Origin of the sequence: Streptomyces noursei ATCC 11455 (genome assembly GCF_001704275.1) — a bacterium.
GTDB classification, from domain to species: domain Bacteria; phylum Actinomycetota; class Actinomycetes; order Streptomycetales; family Streptomycetaceae; genus Streptomyces; species Streptomyces noursei.
Map to the genome: position 1 here is coordinate 4026084 of NZ_CP011533.1, position 16183 is coordinate 4042266.

Sequence of the window (16183 nt, forward strand, 5' to 3'; positions counted from 1 at the left end):
CCCCGCCCACCTGAAGAAAGCAGGCCGACGTGTCGCACCCTTCCGCTCGTCCCGTTGCCCGGTTGCTGCCCTGGACCGGCTCCGCCGACCAGCCCTGCTATCTGCTCACCGACCAGACGGGCGACGGCCCCGTCTCCCGGTACGCGGACCGGGTCGAGGCCCTCCAGTTGGCGATGAGCATCGGACTGCTGGATCACGCCGAGCCCCTCATCGACGACCCCTCGGCCGATGCCGGGCAGTTGCGGTTCCTGTCGGCGCAACTGAGGACGGCGCTGCGGGACACCGTGCGGGTCGCGGAGAGCCGGGGCGAGCGGCTGGCGGCGTATCAGTGGTCCCAGGAGCCGGATGAGCCGGATCCCGAAGGCCGCGCAGCCGAAGGGGACGAGGCCGAAGGCGACCAACGCGCACGCAAAGGACATGAATCCGGTGAATCGGAAGAACCGAACAAGTCGTCCCTGACGCGCACGCGCAAAGCTGAACAATCAGGTGAAAACGGCGGCGGGGGAGGCGGCGACGGGGCCTCGTAGGCCCCCGCGACCAGGCGGGGAAGGTTCCCCTTCGGGCCACCCCCGCGCGCCGGGGGACGTCCGTCGCGTGTGGGGGCCGCGGCGGCCGTCGATGTGAACTGCAACGCGTCCTGGGCTTGTGGCCTCTTCAGTGGTGCAGCATGAGAACCACTCTGCCCGCGGGGTCCGCCCCGCGCCATCGTCCGCAGGTCGGGCGAGGACCCCCGCCGCTCGGCGGGGGTGTGGGGCCCTCTGAAGGGGGAACCGGCGGCAGGGACGGAGTCGCGCAACGCCGGGCGGTTCCGAGGCTCGGACGGGTGTGTGGGAGAAAGGGGCGGCCGGTGATCCGTGTCGCTGTGGTGGACGACGAGCGGCTCGTCAGGTCCGGACTGCGGATGATCCTGGGGACCGCCCCGGACATCGAGATGGTGGCGGACTGCGGCGGCGCAGAGGCCGTGGAGACCGTGCTGAGCTGCGCGGCCGAGGTCGTCCTGCTCGACATCCGGATGCCGGACGTGGACGGGCTGACCGTGCTGCGCGGGCTGCGCGCCGCCCCGGACCCGCCGGCCGTGGCGATGCTCACCACCTTCGACGCGCAGGAGTACCTGACCGCGGCGCTCCGGGAGGGCGCGGCGGGGTTCCTGCTCAAGGACTCCGACCCGGAGCAGTTGGTGCGGGCGGTGCGGACGCTGGCGGCGGGCGGCAGCGTGCTGGACCCCGGGGTGACCCGGGCGGTGATCGGCGGCTATCTGACGTCCGAGGACCAGGCCGCCGCGGCCCGGGCGGTGAGCGGGCTGACGCCGCGCGAGTCGCAGGTCCTGGCGCTGCTGGGCGAGGGCCTGGGCAATGCGCAGATCGCGGAGCGGATGGGGCTGGCGTCCAGCACGGTGAAGGACCATGTGCGGGCACTGCTGGCCAAGTTGGGCGGAATCAACCGCATACAGGCGGCGATCGTCGCGGACCGGGCGGGCCTGGTGGCAGGGGTTCCGCGGGGGACCGGGTGATATCCGGCCGGGAGACCCCGGCGGGCCGGGACGCAGCCATGGGCGCGGTCGGAGGCGCGGCCGGGGACGCGGCCGCGAGCGCGGCCGGGGACGTAATCGGGGACGCGCCCGGAGAGGGGACGGCGGGACCGGGCGGCATACGGGGCCGCGACCGGTCCGGCACCCGCGTGCTCGTCCGCCACGTCGTCCGCCGGACCGCCCGCCGGGCCGTGCGCCGGCTGCTGTGCGGGCCGCTGGGCCGACGGCTGCGCCGGGTCGGCCCGGTGCTGGTCCCGATGCTGCTCTCGATCGCCGACGCGCTGCTCGTCAACGGCCTGGGGATGGCGCTGGAGCTGGGCGTCTCGGTGGTCGCTGCGGCGGCCCTGCTGCTGCGCCGCCGCTGGCCGCTGCTGGTGTTCCTGGTGACGCTGCCGGGGCTCTACATCGGCTACATCTGGTTCGCGCCGATGATCGCCCTCTACACCCTCGCCGCGCTGCGGCCCGGCCGCGCCCGGCTCGGCGTCTGCGCGCTGCTGCTGGTCGCCGCGCACTTCCTGCCGTATCCGATCTCCGACTTCGAGCCGACCGCGTACCGGGAGAACACCCTGGTCCTGATCGACGCCTGCGTCACCTCCGCGGCCCCGATCGCGCTCGGTCTGCTGGTCCGGACCCGGCGCGAACTCGCCTCCCGCGTCGAGGACCTGACCCGCAGCCTGCGCCGCGAGGACCGGCTGCTGGCGGAGCGGGTGAAGGCAACCGAACGGGCCCGGCTGGCCCGGGAGATGCACGACGTGGTGGCCCACCAGGTCAGCCTGATCAGCCTGCAGGCCGGTGCCGTACAGGTCAGCACGGGGGACGCGGCGGCGCGGGACGGCGCCCGGACGATCCGTGAGCTGTCCGTCCGCACGCTGGAGGAGCTGCGGCACATGGTCGGCGTCCTCCGGGCGGCCGGCGGCGACGCCCAGGAGGCGGGCGAACTGGCGCCGCAGCCGGATCTGGACGAGCTGCCCCGGCTGATCGAGATGAGCGCGCTGGACGTGACGTACGAGGGGCTGCGGACCGCGCACGACGGCGCCGCGGGGTCCGGCGCGGACCGGCCGCGCGGCGGCAGGACGGTCGAGCGGGCCGCCTTCCGCACCGTCCAGGAGGCGCTCACCAACGTCCGCAAGCACGCGCCGGGGGCGCAGGTACGGGTCCGGGTCGACGCGGTGGAGCTGGCCGCGCCGGGCGATCCGGAGGCGGTGGAGCGGGGCCGGGCCGGGCTGCGGGTGGAGATCCGCAACGGGCCGCCGGACGCGACGGTGCCGGTCCCCGCGCTGCCCGGGGGCGGGCACGGGCTGGTGGGGCTGCGCGAGCGCGCACAGAGCCTCGGCGGCACGCTGGAGGCGCGTCCCACGGCCGAGGGAGGCTTCGTCGTACGGGCGGAGTTCCCGTACGGGGCGGGGTGAGGACGGGGTTCCGCCGCGGCGGAACGCAGGTGGGCGACCGGTGCGGCCGGCCGGCTCAGGCCGACAGCGGGGCCGCCGCCTCGTCCACCGCCGTGGGCAGGTCCGGGTAGACCTCGAAGAGCCGGCGGACCCCGAGGGCGGCCAGCACACGGTTGACGTGCGAGCCGTCGACGGCGCCCTGGGCGGGCAGGATCAGCCGCAGTCTCCCCTGACAGGAACGCATCAGGCGGCGGGCGGCGATCAGCACGCCCACCCCGCTGGAGTCACAGAACCGGACCTCGGAGAGATCGAGGACCAGGGACCGCCGGCCCTCGGCCACCGCGTCGTGCACGTGCTGACGCACCGCGGGCGATGTGACCAGGTCCATCTCGCCCGAGACCTGAAGTACGGCCCAGGGGCCCTTTTCGTCCTCTGCCACCTTCAACGACACGCGCTCGAAGCCTTTCGCTCGCTTTCGGACCGGATGGGCCCCGATTGCAATCCGGAACCCACCCTTCCCGGCTCGACTGCCCGGCCTCTCCCCCGTGAAACGCTGTCGATTCCATGGCGCGGCGGGCTCCTCCCGCCCAAGGCTATGCCCAGAGGGCAGCGGGTTTTCGCCCGCAACCGGTCACACCCGCATAACACATGGGTAGATACGGTCACAAACGGTCCACATCGATCCACTTCGAACCGGAAGTGTCACCAGATCCACCACAACGTCACCACGCCCTTACCACCTGCGACGCCCTCGCGACCGGCTTTGCCGCAAAGGCGCCTGCACTGTCGGACCCGCCCACTACATTCGAGGACACGGCGACCGTCACGCCGTGCGCACATCCGGTGCCACGGCGTCCGCACGCCGCCGGATCGGGTGATGACCTGGCATTCGTGAGCGAAGGGGCGAGTACGGGTACGACAGTGAGCGGGAGTGACGACACAGGGTCCTGCGGCGCGCGGGCCCTTCGTGCAGGCCGAGGTCGCGGCGGAGCGCGCGGCGGAGGTCTCGGCAGAGCGCCGGCCGAGGTGTGAGCCCGGCCGCGACGGGCAGGGATGGGGGTCCCATGGCACATGACGCACCACCGCGCTGGGACAGGCGGATGCAGCAGCGACTCGCCCGCGGCGAGGCCGCGGCACTCGGTGAGCTCTACGACCGTTTCGCCTCGCTCGTGCACAGCCTCGCCTACCGCGTCCTGGACGACGAGGACGCCGCCGACCGCATCACCCGCGAGGTGTTCGGCTACGTCTGGGAGCACCCGGACTCCTACGACCCCAAGCAGGGCTCGCTGCGCTCCTGGGTGGCCGGGATCACCCGCCACCAGGCCGTCCAGCGGCTGCGCCAGACCGAGGCCGACTCGGCGCGCGACCGCGGCGAGGCCGGGCCCGCGTCCGCCGAGTCGGAGCGCGAGCTGGAGCGGAAGATCCACGAGGCGTCCACCGCCGCCCGCGCCGACTACATCGTCACGTCCATGCCCGCCCCGCTGCGCGAGGCCCTGGAACTGGCGTACTTCCAGCGCCGGGACTACCGCCAGACCGCCGCCGACCTCGGCGTCACCGAGGACGAGGCGCGGCGCCGGCTCCGCCTGGGCCTCCAGCTGCTGTCCACCGCCCACAACCACCAGGCCCTGCCGGCCGTCCCGATGCGCCGCGTCGCCCGCGGGCCGCACACCCCGCGCCCGCCGCACCCCGCACCGCCCGGTCCGGGCCACGGACGGTCGCTGTGAGGGGCCCGGACGAGTGGGACGGCCGCGAGCGCTCCGGCGGCCCCGGTGAAAGACCGCGGATACCGTCACCGCGCCCCGCCGCGGAGGACCACGGCCCGCTGCCGGACCTCCCACCGGTCCCCCACCGGGGGCTCGGTCCCGTCCCGGCCCCCGCCCCGCCCCACCACGCCCCTGCGGAGTACGAGAGCGATGACGACCCCGTGATCGGCGACGACACCGGCCCGCGCTACCCACCACCGGCCGCCCCGTCCCACAAGGTGCTCAAGTCCCTGCTGGGGGCCTGGGCGCTGTCCGCCTGCTCGTCGGAGGAGACGACCGCCGTCGAGGCGCACCTGACGGACTGCGCCACCTGCGCCGAGGAGGCGCTGCGGCTGCGCGACGCGGTGGGGCTGCTGCACCCCGCGGACAGCCTCGACCTCGACCCGCTGCTGCGGTCGCGGGTGCTGGAGGGCTGCCTGGGCCGCCGGCCGCCGCGCATCCCGGTTCCGGAGTGGGCGACGCCGTTCGACGCCGAGGCCGCCAAACTGGACGCCCTGCTGCGCGACATGGGCGAGTCGGAGTGGCGGGCCCCGGTGCGGCTGCGCTGGTTCGACGGCCGGGAGCCGGTGGAGCGCGACACCACCGTCGCCGGGGTGATCGGGCACCTGATGGCGGTGGACGGCATGGTCGCGACGTCCCTCGGGCTGCCCGACCCGCTGGGCCCCGCCGCCCCGGAACACCCCGGCCCGCGCCGCCGCACCGAGGCGTACTGGCGCACCCTGGGCGAGGAACCGGACCCGCGGGCGCCGCACGACCCGTGGCGCGAGCAGAGCCAGGCGCTGATAAGGACCGCCTCGTTCGCCGGCGGCGGGGTCGCCGAACTCTCCGTCCCGTACGGCAAGTTCGACCTCGCGCTGCGCGACGCTTTCCTGGACCGGGCCTTCGAGACGTGGGTGCACGCCGGGGACATCGCCGACGCGGTGGACTACCCGTACAAGCCGCCGGCCACCTCCACCTGCTCGTCGACCTCGCGGCCCGGCTGCTGCCGACCACGCTCGCCCAGCGGCGGCGGGACGGGCTGGCCGCGCCGCCGCAGCAGTTGGTCGCCGCGGGCGCCCCGGGCCGCTCGCTCCACCTGGAGGTCGAGGGCAGCGGCGGCGGGGACTGGTACATAGCGCTGGACTCCCCGGCGGCGGTGGGCTCACCGGAGTGCACCGTCGCCCACCTCGCGCTGGACAGCGACGAGTTCTGCCAGCTGGCCGCCGGGCACATCTCGCCGGAGGAGACCGCGGCGGGTCAGACCGGCGAGCGCGAGGCGATCCGCGAGGTGCTGTTCGCGACGGCGGCGCTGTCGCGGCTGTGAGCCGGACCGCCGCCGGACCGGCCGCGGCGCCCGGGTCGGACCCGGGCGCCGCGGCCTTAGGGCCTGTCCTCGTCAGGCGAAGACCACTGTCCGGGTGCCGTTGAGCAGCACTCGGCGCTCGCTGTGCCACTTCACGGCCCGCGCCAGCGCCTGGCACTCCACGTCGCGGCCGATCGCCACCAGCTGGTCCGGCGTGACCTCGTGGCCGACGCGCTCGACCTCCTGCTCGATGATCGGGCCCTCGTCGAGGTCCGCGGTCACGTAGTGCGCGGTGGCGCCGATGAGCTTGACGCCGCGGGCGTGCGCCTGGTGGTAGGGCCGGGCGCCCTTGAAGCTCGGCAGGAAGGAGTGGTGGATGTTGATGACGCGGCCGGACAGGGCCTTGCAGAGGTCGTCGGAGAGGACCTGCATGTAGCGGGCGAGCACGACCAGCTCGACCCGCTCCTTCTCCACCAGCTCCAGCAGCTGGGCCTCGGCCTGTGCCTTGGTGTCCCGGGTGACCGGGATGTGGTGGAAGGGGATGCCGTACGAGCCGACCAGCTCGGCGAAGTCGGTGTGGTTGGAGACCACGGCCGCGATCTCGACCGGCAGCGCGCCGATCCGCGAGCGGAAGAGCAGGTCGTTCAGGCAGTGCCCGAACTTCGACACCATCAGGACGACCCGCATCTTCTCGTCGGCCCGGTGGATCTGCCAGTCCATCGCGAAGGAGTCGCCCACCGCCGCGAAGCTGGCCCGCAGCTTCTCGACGTCGACCGGCGCGTCCGCGGTGAAATGGACCCGCATGAAGAACAGCCCGGTGTCCCGGTCGCCGAACTGCTGGCTGTCCTCGATGTTGCAGCCGGTGATGAACAGATAGCTGGACACGGCGTGCACGATGCCCTGCTTGTCCGGGCAGGAGAGGGTGAGGACGTACTGATCGTTCCGATCGTGCTGACCGGACTGGGTGGGCTGCGACTCGCTCATGACCTCATAGGGTCCCATATCCGCCGGGCGGCTCGGACCGGGGCGCCCCGGCCACCGGTCAGACCGGCACCTGGAGGGTGCCCGCCATGACGGCCAGCGCTTCGAGGGAGTGCGGGGCGGTGTCCGGGTCCTCGCCGTCCGCGGTGGCCAGGTGGACGTGCGCCTCGCGGGCGGCCCGTACGGCGTCGGGCCAGCCGGGGTGCTCCATGTAGGCGGTCACCGGGGCGTCCGCCCCCACCTGGTGCATGATGCGCAGCACCCGCAGGACGGCGGCGTCGACCAGCTGCGCCTCCTGGGCGTCGCGGAAGATCGTGCCGATGTACTTCTCGGCGGACCAGTTGTCGAGCCAGGTGTCCTCGACGAGCCGGTAGACGGCGTCGGTGACGTCTCCGTACCCGGGACGGCCGGCGAGCCAGGTGTGCTGCTGGAAGACGGGGTCGGAGAGCATGTGCAGCGCGGAGCGCACATTGCTGCGCCAGCGCCACCACGGCATGTCAGAGAGCGGCATACCGCCCATGGTGGTCGAGCGGCGGCCGCGACGGGAAGACTTCTCCGAACCTTGCACAGCAAGCGATCGTACGTTCCGTCCGAATGATCTCGATCGGCCCCCCGGAGTTCACCGCGGCGTCACCGTACGTTGACCGCGCGTCACTCGCCCGTTCCGCCCCGGGCGGAAGGCTGCGGGGTCATGACCGGACGGCGACGCTCCTCCCCCCGCCACTTCCCGCGCGCCTCGGCGACGGCCGCGGCGGCGTGCACGGCGGTCATCGCGTCACTGCTGTCCGGCTGCGGCTCCCTCCCCGGAGCGGGTTCCGGGGAGCAGGAGCCGATCACGGTGATGACCTGGGCACCCGAGGGCACCCGGACGACCAATATGCCGGGAATGCCGGCCATGGCGCAGGCGTACGCCCGCTGGGTCAACTCCCGCGGCGGCATCGCCGGCCACCCCCTGAAGGTCCTCACCTGCAACGAGCGCAACGACTCGGTGGAGGCCGCCCGGTGCGCCCAGCGGGCGGTGGACGCCGGGGCGGTCGCCGTGGTCGGCTCCTACAGCCAGTGGGGCCGCTCGTTCATGTCGCCGCTGGAGGTGGCGGGCATCCCGTTCATCGGCGGGTACGGCGCCTCCGCCGAGGAGTTCTCCAGCCCGCTCTCCTACCCCGTCAACGGCGGCCAGGCCGCCCTCCTGGCGGGGAACGGGCGACAGTTGGCGGCGGACTGCCGGCGGGTGGCGCTGGTCCGCCCGGACACCATCCAGGGCGACCAGATGCCCGCGCTGCTCGACGCCGGACTCGGCGGCGGCCGCGACCGGGCCGCGGACATCAAGGCGCCGGAGACCGGCACGGACTACTCGCGGCAGGTGGCCGCCGCCCTGGAGGCGGTCGGCGCGGACCCGGCCCGCTACGGGACGGCGAAGGCCGGCGGCGAGGCGCCCGGCTCCTGCGTGGCCGCCTCGTTGGGCGACAGCACGGACACCTTCTTCGACTCCTTCCGCCGCCTCCAGGAGAGCAGCCCCAAGGTGCAGGTCGGGTCCGTCCTGGGCAGCGTGGACCAGTCGATGGTCAACCGCAGCGGCGGCGTCTCCGGCCCGCTGGAGGGCGCGGACGTCACCGGCTGGTACCCGGCCGCCGGCGATCCGCGCTGGGCGCCGATGCGCAGGGTGATCACCCAGGAGGCGTTCGACGACAACCGCATCGACCCGGCCGACCAGGGCGTCCAGACGACCTGGATCGCCTACACGGTGCTGAGCGCGGTGATCCGGCAACTGGCCGACCAGGGCGTGGAGGACATCACCGCGCACGCCCTGCAGACCGCCCTGGACCGCGGCGACCGGACCATCGACACCGGCGGTCTGACGCCCATGCTGCGCTGGCGCGACGACGACATGCTGGCCGTCACGGACTTCCCGCGCATCGTCAACGCGGACGTGACGTACCAGGTCGTCCGGCACGGTCAACTGGTCGCCGCCCAGGAGGGGTTCGTCGACGTCACCGCGACGCTGGAGCGGCGGCCCACGGACGACGGCTGACGCGCCGGCACGCCGGCCGGCGGCTCACAGCTGCTCGGGCTGGTGCTCCCGCAGGCCGTACTTCTGCGCGATCGGGTTCCACAGGCCCGCCGCCTGCCGCTTGGCCTGGGTGGCCGCACCGCTGGCGGCGTTCCCCTGGCCGGCCTCCTTGCCGCCCTTGGCGTGGCCCTTGTCGCAGCCGCCCTTGCCGGCGGCCTTGTCGGCCCAGGCCGCGTAGTGGTTGTCGGCGGCGGCCGAGGACTGCCACGCCTTGGTCAGCGCGGCGGTCAGCTCGCCGCTGTTCGGGAGCTTGTCCACGGGGAGCTGCTGGAGCCGCTTGACCAGGTCGTTGCGCTGCCCCGCGGCGGACCGCAGGTCGCCGGCCGCGCCGTCGAGGTTGTTGCAGCCCTTGATGTTCTGGACGGCGCCGATGACCGCGGAGCGGCTGTTGTTGCTGTCGGCGAGCAGCGCGTCCAGGCCCTTGGCCTGACTGGCGGCCGGGTCGTCGGCTGACTTGGAGGCGTCGCCGCCCGCCGTCTTGGCCTTGGTGGTGCCGGTGTCCTGCTTCTTCGGGCCGGCGTCGTCGTCGCTGCCGCCGCTGAGCGCCCAGCCGACGCCGAGGCCGACGCCCGCCAGCGCGACCACGATCACGCCGACGATCGCCGCGGCGGGTATCTTGCGACGCCCGCCGCCGTCCTCCTCGTAGGAGGCGTACTGACCCTGACCGCCACCGGGGGCGAACGGGCCGCCGGGGCCGCCCTGTTGGCCGTAGGGCGGGTGGGCCGCCTGGCTGTCGAAGCGCGGCAGCTGCGCGGTGGAGTCCGGGGCGGCGGACGCGCCCGGACCGGCCGGTCCGTCGCGGAACAGGCCGTCGAACTCGGCGGGGGTCGGGCGTTCGCCAGGCACGCCCGGCCCGGCGCCGAACGGCGTACCGGGCGGCGGGGTGGGCATCCCGACACCGGGGGCGCCGCCCCCGACCGGCGGTATCAGCTGGGTGGCCTCGGAGCCGTCCGCACTGCCGGGCAGGGGCTGGCCGCCCCGCGGCGGCGCGTCGGTCGGCTTGATCGCCCGCAGCATCTGGGTGGCGGCGTCGCGGGGCTCCGCGGCGGCCGACGCCTCGGGCGGCAGCGGGGCGGCACCGGGGCCGCCGGCGACGGGCGGCAGGAGGGTGGTCGCCTCGGCGTCCCCGGCGGCCGGCGGCAGCGGCGCGCCGGCCTGCGGGGTCGCACGGACCAGTTCACCGGCCGGGGCGGGCTGCCGGCCGGCGTACGGGGCGTTCTGGGGCGGCAGGGCGCCGGGCACGGACTGCCGGCCCGACTGGCCGCCGAGGGAGAGGATGGTGGTCGCGTCGGCGCCGGCGGCGTGGGGCGGCAGCGGCCCGGCGGCCGGCGGGCCCGCCTGGGGCGGCAGCGCGGGGGGAGCGCCCGGCATGGGCGGCGTCTGCGGCTGTTCCTGGGGCTGCTGCGGGAAGCCCGGGTTCTGCGGGGGCAGCTGCTGCCCGCCGGGCTGCGGGAACGGCGATGGGGGTACCTCCCACTCGAGCGGAGCCGAGAGCGGGGGAGCCTGCGGAGCCGGTGCGTGTGCCGGGGGAGCGGCCGGGTAGCCCTGTGCCGGGCCCTGGTCGTACGGCTGCGGCCCGCCCGGCGCGCCGCCGGGCTGGGCGGCCGGCTGCTGGCCCGGTCCCCAGGGCTGCCCCCAGGGCCGGCCGGCCGGGGGCGCGGCCTGCTGGTCGGGCGCCCATGCGTCGCCGCCGACGGCGGGCAGCACTATGCCCTCCCTGGCCGGGCCTGCCGCAGAATTCTGCGGGTCGTTGCCCTGTCCGCTCTGCGTCACCGGGACTCCTACCATCGTGCAGACCTACGGAATCGTCGGCTGCACGCTACCGGTTCGCAGCAACGTTCGACCATGTGTCCTGGTCACCGCACCGGTCGCCGGCGGACCGCGCCCGCAGCGCCGCCGACCGCGCGACGGGCGGGCCGGAATCCCGGCCCGCCCCGGCAGCGCACGGCCGAACGCCCTTCGGCCGATTCCTCCTTCCACCCGTCCACGACCCTCGTCGCGGCGGCTCACCGCCTCTTCTTGAGGCGTTGCTCACGCCGCGGCGCGGAGTTCCATCCGGGCGGTGAATTCCCTTACGACTGGTTCGTCCTGATACGGCACCAAACGGTGCCGGAATTCCTCCAGGTATTCCGCGCCGCGATCCGTGCGCAGCCCGCCCAGCAGCTCGATCGCCTGGGTGCCCGTATGGCAGGCCAACTCCACCTCCCGTTGCTGCACCTGGGCGCTGGCCAGCAGTGCCAGCCCGATGGCGCGGCGGCGCGCCCGGCCCGCCGGATGGCCGTCGAGCGCCTCTTGCGCACGCTGCGCGGCCGGGATCGGCTGCCCCAAGTCACGGTGGCAGTGGGCCAGTTCGTCGGCCAGGTAGGCCGGGTCGAAGTGGCCGATCCAGGCCGGGTCGTCGCCCGTTTCGGTCACCGCCTCGGCGCGCTCCATCGCGGCGACCGCCCGGCCCGCCACCGACTGGAAGGCCCGGGCGTCGCCCATCAGGGCGTGACCGCGCGCCTCCGCGGCGAAGAACATCGCCTCCGCCCTGGGTGTGACCTGCCCCCGCGCCCCCTCCTGGGCGGCCCGCGCCAGCTGGGCGATCTCCCGCGGGTTCCCCAGCGAGGCGGCCAGGTGGCTCATGCTGGCGGCCAGCACATAGCCGCCGTAGCCGCGGTCGCCGGCCGCCTGCGCCAGCCGCAGCGCCTGGATGTAGTAGCGCTGCGCCAGGCCCGGCTGTCCGGTGTCGACGGCCATGTAGCCGCCCAGTTCGGTCAACCGCGCGACGGCCGCGAAGAGTTCCCGCCCCACCGCCTCCCGGTACGACCCCGCCAGCAGCCCGGAGACCACGCTGTTGAGGTAGTGCACGACGACCGGCCGGACGTGCCCCGAGCCGAAGCGGTGGTCCAGTTCACTGAGCGCCGACGTCATGGCCCGTACGGCCGCGACATCCGAAATGCCCACTCTTGCGCCGGCGTTGCGGGACACCTGGGTGTCCGCCCCGGTGATCAGCCAGTCCCTGCTGGGCTCGACCAGCGCGGAGGCGGCGACCGTGGACCCGCTGAGGAAGTCCCGCCGTCCGACGTCGCTGCGCCATAGTTCACAGACCTGCTCGATGGCCCCGAGGACGGTCGGCGAGAACTGCAGCCCCACCCCGGACGCGAGGTTCTTCCCGTCGGCCATCCCGATCTCGTCGATGGTGACCGTGCGGCCCAGTTTGCGGCCCAGCGCCTCGGCGATGATGGCCGGGGCGCGGCCCCGCGGCTGCTGTCCGCGCAGCCAGCGGGCCACGGATGTCTTGTCGTAGCGCAGGTCTAGACCGTGTTCCGCGCCGCACATGTTGACGCGGCGGGCCAGCCCCGCGTTGGAGCACGCGGCTTCTTGGATGAGCGCCTGCAGCCGTTCATTGGGCTGGCGCGCGACGAGTGGCCTGGCGGCCATGGTGTGTACCCCCTGTACTGCTGCTGCGCGTTCACCGGCGAACGCCGTCCCCGCGATCAATTCCCCGTACATATCCCGGATATCCGAGACATCCGGGATATACGCAGTACGAACCGGGCGACGCGCTTCGCAGCCGATGCCCGGGATGCCTGTGATGTGGGCGATGCCCGTGCGTCGTCGTGCGAAGCGCGGCATCCCGACGTCCGTGCCGCGAAGGGCTGGTTCACGAGGAGGGGGGCGCTCGGTGCCCGTGCACCGGTCACGGCGGGCGATGCAGCTCTCCCCTGCTGCATCGGCCGTCCGCCGGGCGGCCTCTCCGCCCGTCACGCAGGTGGCTACCCGCTCCGCGGGCCCCATCCGCACACGCGCCCCCACTGGTGCATCCATGCGCCCCACGTGCTGGAACGATGCGCCGGGGCAGTCACCCATTCGGCCGTAACCCTTGGTGACACGTGCAGTTGTCATCTGCGTGGAAGAGACCATCGGAGTCACAGGAGCCCCGCAGATCCCCAAACAGCGCGGCGAGCAACTCATCGAAACTGCGGTGCGTTACGCGGAGGAGCGCCATTGGGAGGTGTTCCCCGGCGCATGGCTGGAGCACGACGGCGACCGGCCGCGCTGCTCGTGCGACGCGGCCAACTGCCCCTTGCCCGGCGCCCATCCGACCGCGCCGGGCTGGGCCGGCACGGCCACCGGCAGCGCCAGCGCGGTCCGCCGGATGTGGAGCAAGCACCCGCGGGCATCGATCCTGCTGCCCACGGGCCGGACGTTCGAGGCTCTCGACGTGCCGGAGATGGCGGGCTGCCTGGCGCTGGCCCGTATGGAGCGGCTGGGCGTGACACTCGGCCCGGTGACCCGCACCCCCGACCGCCGGATGCTCTTCCTCGTCCTGCCCGGCGCCTCCGCGAAGGTCCCGGACCTGGTGCGGAACCTCGGCTGGGCGCCGGCCGCCCTCGACCTGATCTGCCGCGGCGAGGGCGAGTACATCGCCGCCCCGCCGACCCGGGTGGGGCCGCACGGCGCGGTGCAGTGGGCGCGCCGCCCCACCGCCACCAACCGCTGGCTGCCCGACGCGGAAGAGCTGATCAGCCCGCTGGCGTACGCCTGCGCCCGCGACGCGGCGGCGATCCGCGCCCGCTGACACAGGTCCGAACCGGTTTGTCAGCGCCTGCCCGTATCGTGGGATGCCTGGACGGGGGCCAGGTCCCGGCCCCTGCGGGGACGTCGAAGGGCAGGCCGTGGCCAGCGAACCGGAGAAGAAGCAAGAGCAATACGGGTCGGTCGCGACCCCGGGCGGTGCCCTGGCCGGCCCGCCCGCGGTCCGCATCGAGGGCCTGTGGAAGCGGTTCGGCGAGCAGACCGCCGTCCACGGCATCGACCTGACCCTGCCCGCGGGCCACTTCATCGGCCTGGTCGGCCCCAACGGCGCGGGCAAGACCACCACGCTCTCCATGGTGACGGGCCTGCTGCGGCCCGATTCCGGACGGGTCGAGATCGGCGGGCACGACGTCTGGCAGGACCCGGTGGGGGTCAAGTCCCGGATCGGCGTGCTGCCCGAGGGACTGCGCCTGTTCGAGCGGCTCTCCGGGCGCGAACTCCTCGCCTACATAGGCAGGTTGCGCGGCCTCCCGGGCGCCGAGGTGGACAAGCGGGCCGGCCAGCTGCTCGACGTGCTCGACCTGTCCGGCTCCCAGCACAAGCTCGTCGTGGACTACTCCACGGGCATGCGCAAGAAGATCGGGCTGGCCGCCGCGCTGCTGCACAACCCGGAGATCCTCTTCCTGGACGAGCCCTTCGAGGGCGTCGACCCGGTGTCGGCGCAGACCATCCGCGGCGTCCTGGAGCGCTACACCTCCTCCGGGGCGACGGTGATCTTCTCCAGCCATGTCATGGAGCTGGTCGAGTCGCTCTGCGACTGGGTCGCGGTGATGGCCGCCGGCCGGATCCGCGCACAGGGTCCGCTGGCCGAGGTGCGCGGCGCCGCACCCTCGCTCCAGGACGCGTTCCTCGAACTGGTCGGCGCGCGTGGCCGCGGCGCCGGGCAGAACCTCGACTGGCTGGGCGGCGGCGCCCGATGAGCACCGAAGCCACCGCCCCCGCCGCACTGGTCCCGGTCTTCGTCCGGCTCAAGCTGACGCTGCTGCGCAACGGCCTGCGCCAGTCGACGGGACGCACCGCCGCCTACGTCCTCTCGGCCGTGGTCGGCCTGCTCTTCACCGCCGCGATCGCGCTCGGTCTGCTGGCGCTGCGCGGCAATCCGCACGCCGGGACGCTCGCCGTCGTCCTCACCGGGATCCTCACCCTGGGATGGGCGGTGATGCCGCTGTTCTTCCCCACCGGCGACGAGACGCTGGACCCGACCCGGCTGGTGATGCTGCCGCTGCGGCCCCGCCCGTTGATCCGTGCGCTGCTGGTGACGTCGCTGGTCGGCCTCGGCCCGCTCACCACCCTGGTCCTGGCGACCGGCGCGGTGATCGCGGTCGCGGACGGGCCGGCCGCCGCGGTCGTCGGCGTCCTGGCCGTCGCCCTGGTGGTGCTGGTGTGCGTCGCCCTGGCACGGGCCGTCGCCACCGCCTCGGTGCGGCTGCTGACCAGCCGCCGGGGCCGCGACCTCGCCGTCCTCGGCGGCCTGTTCGTCGCGTTCGGCGCCCAGGGCGTCAACATCGCCGCGCGGCAACTGGGCAGCCCGGACGGCCTGTCCGTCCTGGAGCCGCTGGGCGAGGTGCTGCGCTGGATGCCGCCGGCCTCCGCGCTCGGCGCCGTGGACGACGCCGGGCACGGCGCGTACGGGCGCGCGGCGGCCGGCCTGGCACTGGCGATAGCGGCCCTGGCGCTGCTCCTGTGGTGGTGGCAGCGGACCCTGACCGCCCTGATGACCTCGCCGGACTCCTCGACCCTCCAGGCCGTGGAGAAGGACAGCGCACGCCGGCCCGCCGGCGAGCAGCGCGGGCTCGCGCGACTGCTGCCCGACGGGCGCACGGGCACCGTCATGCTGCGGACGCTGCGCTACGCCTGGCGCGACCCGAAGTCGAAGATGTCCTGGGCGATGGCGCTCGGCCTCGGCCTGCTGCTGCCGGTCGTCTACGCCGCCCAGGGCAACGGCAGCATCTACACCTCGTTCTCGGCGTCCGCGCTGCTCGGCCTGCAGATGTACAACCAGTTCGGGCAGGACACCTCGGCGTTCTGGATGGTGGCCTCGACGATCGCCACCCCGCGCGACGCCTTCCTGGAGCTGCGGGCCCGGGCGCTGACCCTGATGCTGGTGGCCGTCCCGTACGTCACGCTGGTCGTCGTCGGCGCCGCCGCCTTCATCGGCCCGTGGTCGTCCTTCCTGGAGGTCTACGGGCTCTCGCTGGGCCTCCTGGGCGCGCTGGTCGCCACGGGGGCGATGGCATCGGCGCTGTTCCCGTATTCCATCCCGTCGGACGGCAACAAGAACGTGGCACCCGGCCAGGCCGGCATCGCCTGGATCAGCCTGTTCGGCGGCTTCCTCACCGCCGCGGCACTGACCTCCCCGCTGCTGGCCCTGACCGTCTGGCTCCATGTGGCGGGCCTCTCGGGCCTGTTGTGGGTGCTGCTGCCGGCCGGTGCGGTGTACGGACTCGGGGTCGCGACGCTCGGGCTGCGCCTGGCGGCTCCCCGGGTGGCGGCGCGGCTGCCGGAGATCCTGGCGGCGGTCAGCAAGGGGTGATCCGACGGCCTCCTCGGGGCCGCACTCGACCGCTTGACATCAAGTTTGGTTGAGGTTCG

The 16183-nt window shown here is 74.0% G+C and carries 13 protein-coding genes and 1 pseudogene; 9 read left to right on the plus strand and 5 right to left on the minus strand.

Annotated elements, in window-relative coordinates; all coding sequences use genetic code 11:
* Positions 1 to 62: 62 nt before the first annotated feature.
* The 3 genes from SNOUR_RS48360 (at position 63) to SNOUR_RS16755 (ending at position 2937) form a co-directional block, all read left to right on the plus strand.
* Positions 63 to 527: a hypothetical protein gene (locus SNOUR_RS48360; protein ID WP_312632600.1), complete on the plus strand. Its 465-nt coding sequence runs from the start codon at positions 63 to 65 to the stop codon at positions 525 to 527.
* A gap of 320 nt (positions 528 to 847) precedes the next feature.
* Entirely contained in the window at positions 848 to 1510 is a 663-nt protein-coding gene (locus SNOUR_RS16750; protein WP_067347834.1) for a response regulator, read from the plus strand.
* 38 nt (positions 1511 to 1548) lie between these two features.
* Entirely contained in the window at positions 1549 to 2937 is a 1389-nt protein-coding gene (locus SNOUR_RS16755; RefSeq protein ID WP_079142723.1) for a sensor histidine kinase, read from the plus strand.
* Between the two features lie 55 nt (positions 2938 to 2992).
* On the opposite strand, the gene SNOUR_RS16760 is transcribed toward SNOUR_RS16755, so the two are convergent.
* On the minus strand, positions 2993 to 3367 hold the full coding sequence (locus SNOUR_RS16760) for an STAS domain-containing protein (protein WP_066985354.1): 375 nt from the start codon (positions 3365 to 3367) through the stop codon (positions 2993 to 2995).
* Positions 3368 to 3980: 613 nt separating this feature from the next.
* Between SNOUR_RS16760 and SNOUR_RS16765 the strand changes: the two genes are divergently transcribed.
* Complete coding sequence (locus SNOUR_RS16765) at positions 3981 to 4640, plus strand: RNA polymerase sigma factor (RefSeq protein ID WP_067347837.1); 660 nt, start codon at positions 3981 to 3983, stop codon at positions 4638 to 4640.
* Positions 4637 to 5982, plus strand: a pseudogene (locus SNOUR_RS16770) (zf-HC2 domain-containing protein). The gene SNOUR_RS16765 and the pseudogene SNOUR_RS16770 overlap by 4 nt, the downstream one beginning before the upstream one ends.
* Before the next feature lie 72 nt (positions 5983 to 6054).
* Here SNOUR_RS16770 and purU read toward each other — a convergent pair.
* Complete coding sequence (gene purU / locus SNOUR_RS16775) at positions 6055 to 6945, minus strand: formyltetrahydrofolate deformylase (RefSeq protein ID WP_039633646.1); 891 nt, start codon at positions 6943 to 6945, stop codon at positions 6055 to 6057.
* A 58-nt stretch (positions 6946 to 7003) separates the two neighbouring features.
* Positions 7004 to 7462 (minus strand): SCO4402 family protein, encoded by a 459-nt coding sequence (locus tag SNOUR_RS16780; protein ID WP_067347839.1) that lies wholly within the window; start codon positions 7460 to 7462, stop codon positions 7004 to 7006.
* A gap of 171 nt (positions 7463 to 7633) precedes the next feature.
* On the opposite strand from SNOUR_RS16780, the gene SNOUR_RS16785 reads away from it, so the two are divergent.
* A complete protein-coding gene (locus SNOUR_RS16785; protein ID WP_067347841.1) occupies positions 7634 to 8971 on the plus strand; it encodes an ABC transporter substrate-binding protein in 1338 nt (445 codons plus the stop codon).
* Between the two features lie 24 nt (positions 8972 to 8995).
* Here the strand turns inward: SNOUR_RS16785 and SNOUR_RS16790 are convergent, their stop codons facing one another.
* Positions 8996 to 10783 (minus strand): hypothetical protein, encoded by a 1788-nt coding sequence (locus SNOUR_RS16790; RefSeq protein WP_312632601.1) that lies wholly within the window; start codon positions 10781 to 10783, stop codon positions 8996 to 8998.
* A gap of 258 nt (positions 10784 to 11041) precedes the next feature.
* Positions 11042 to 12433, minus strand: coding sequence for an NsdA family TPR-like regulatory protein (locus SNOUR_RS16795; RefSeq protein ID WP_067347845.1), 1392 nt, complete (start codon positions 12431 to 12433; stop codon positions 11042 to 11044).
* 469 nt (positions 12434 to 12902) lie between these two features.
* Between SNOUR_RS16795 and SNOUR_RS16800 the strand changes: the two genes are divergently transcribed.
* The 3 genes from SNOUR_RS16800 to SNOUR_RS16810 all read left to right on the plus strand — a co-directional run bounded on the left by SNOUR_RS16800 (position 12903) and on the right by SNOUR_RS16810 (position 16124).
* On the plus strand, positions 12903 to 13574 hold the full coding sequence (locus SNOUR_RS16800) for a bifunctional DNA primase/polymerase (protein ID WP_079142725.1): 672 nt from the start codon (positions 12903 to 12905) through the stop codon (positions 13572 to 13574).
* A gap of 97 nt (positions 13575 to 13671) precedes the next feature.
* On the plus strand, positions 13672 to 14511 hold the full coding sequence (locus SNOUR_RS16805) for an ABC transporter ATP-binding protein (RefSeq protein ID WP_067347848.1): 840 nt from the start codon (positions 13672 to 13674) through the stop codon (positions 14509 to 14511).
* The gene (locus SNOUR_RS16810) at positions 14508 to 16124 is read left to right on the plus strand and encodes a transporter (RefSeq protein WP_067347851.1); all 1617 of its coding nucleotides are present in this window, start codon (positions 14508 to 14510) and stop codon (positions 16122 to 16124) included. Before SNOUR_RS16805 ends, SNOUR_RS16810 begins: the two co-directional genes overlap by 4 nt.
* Positions 16125 to 16183 lie beyond the last annotated feature (59 nt).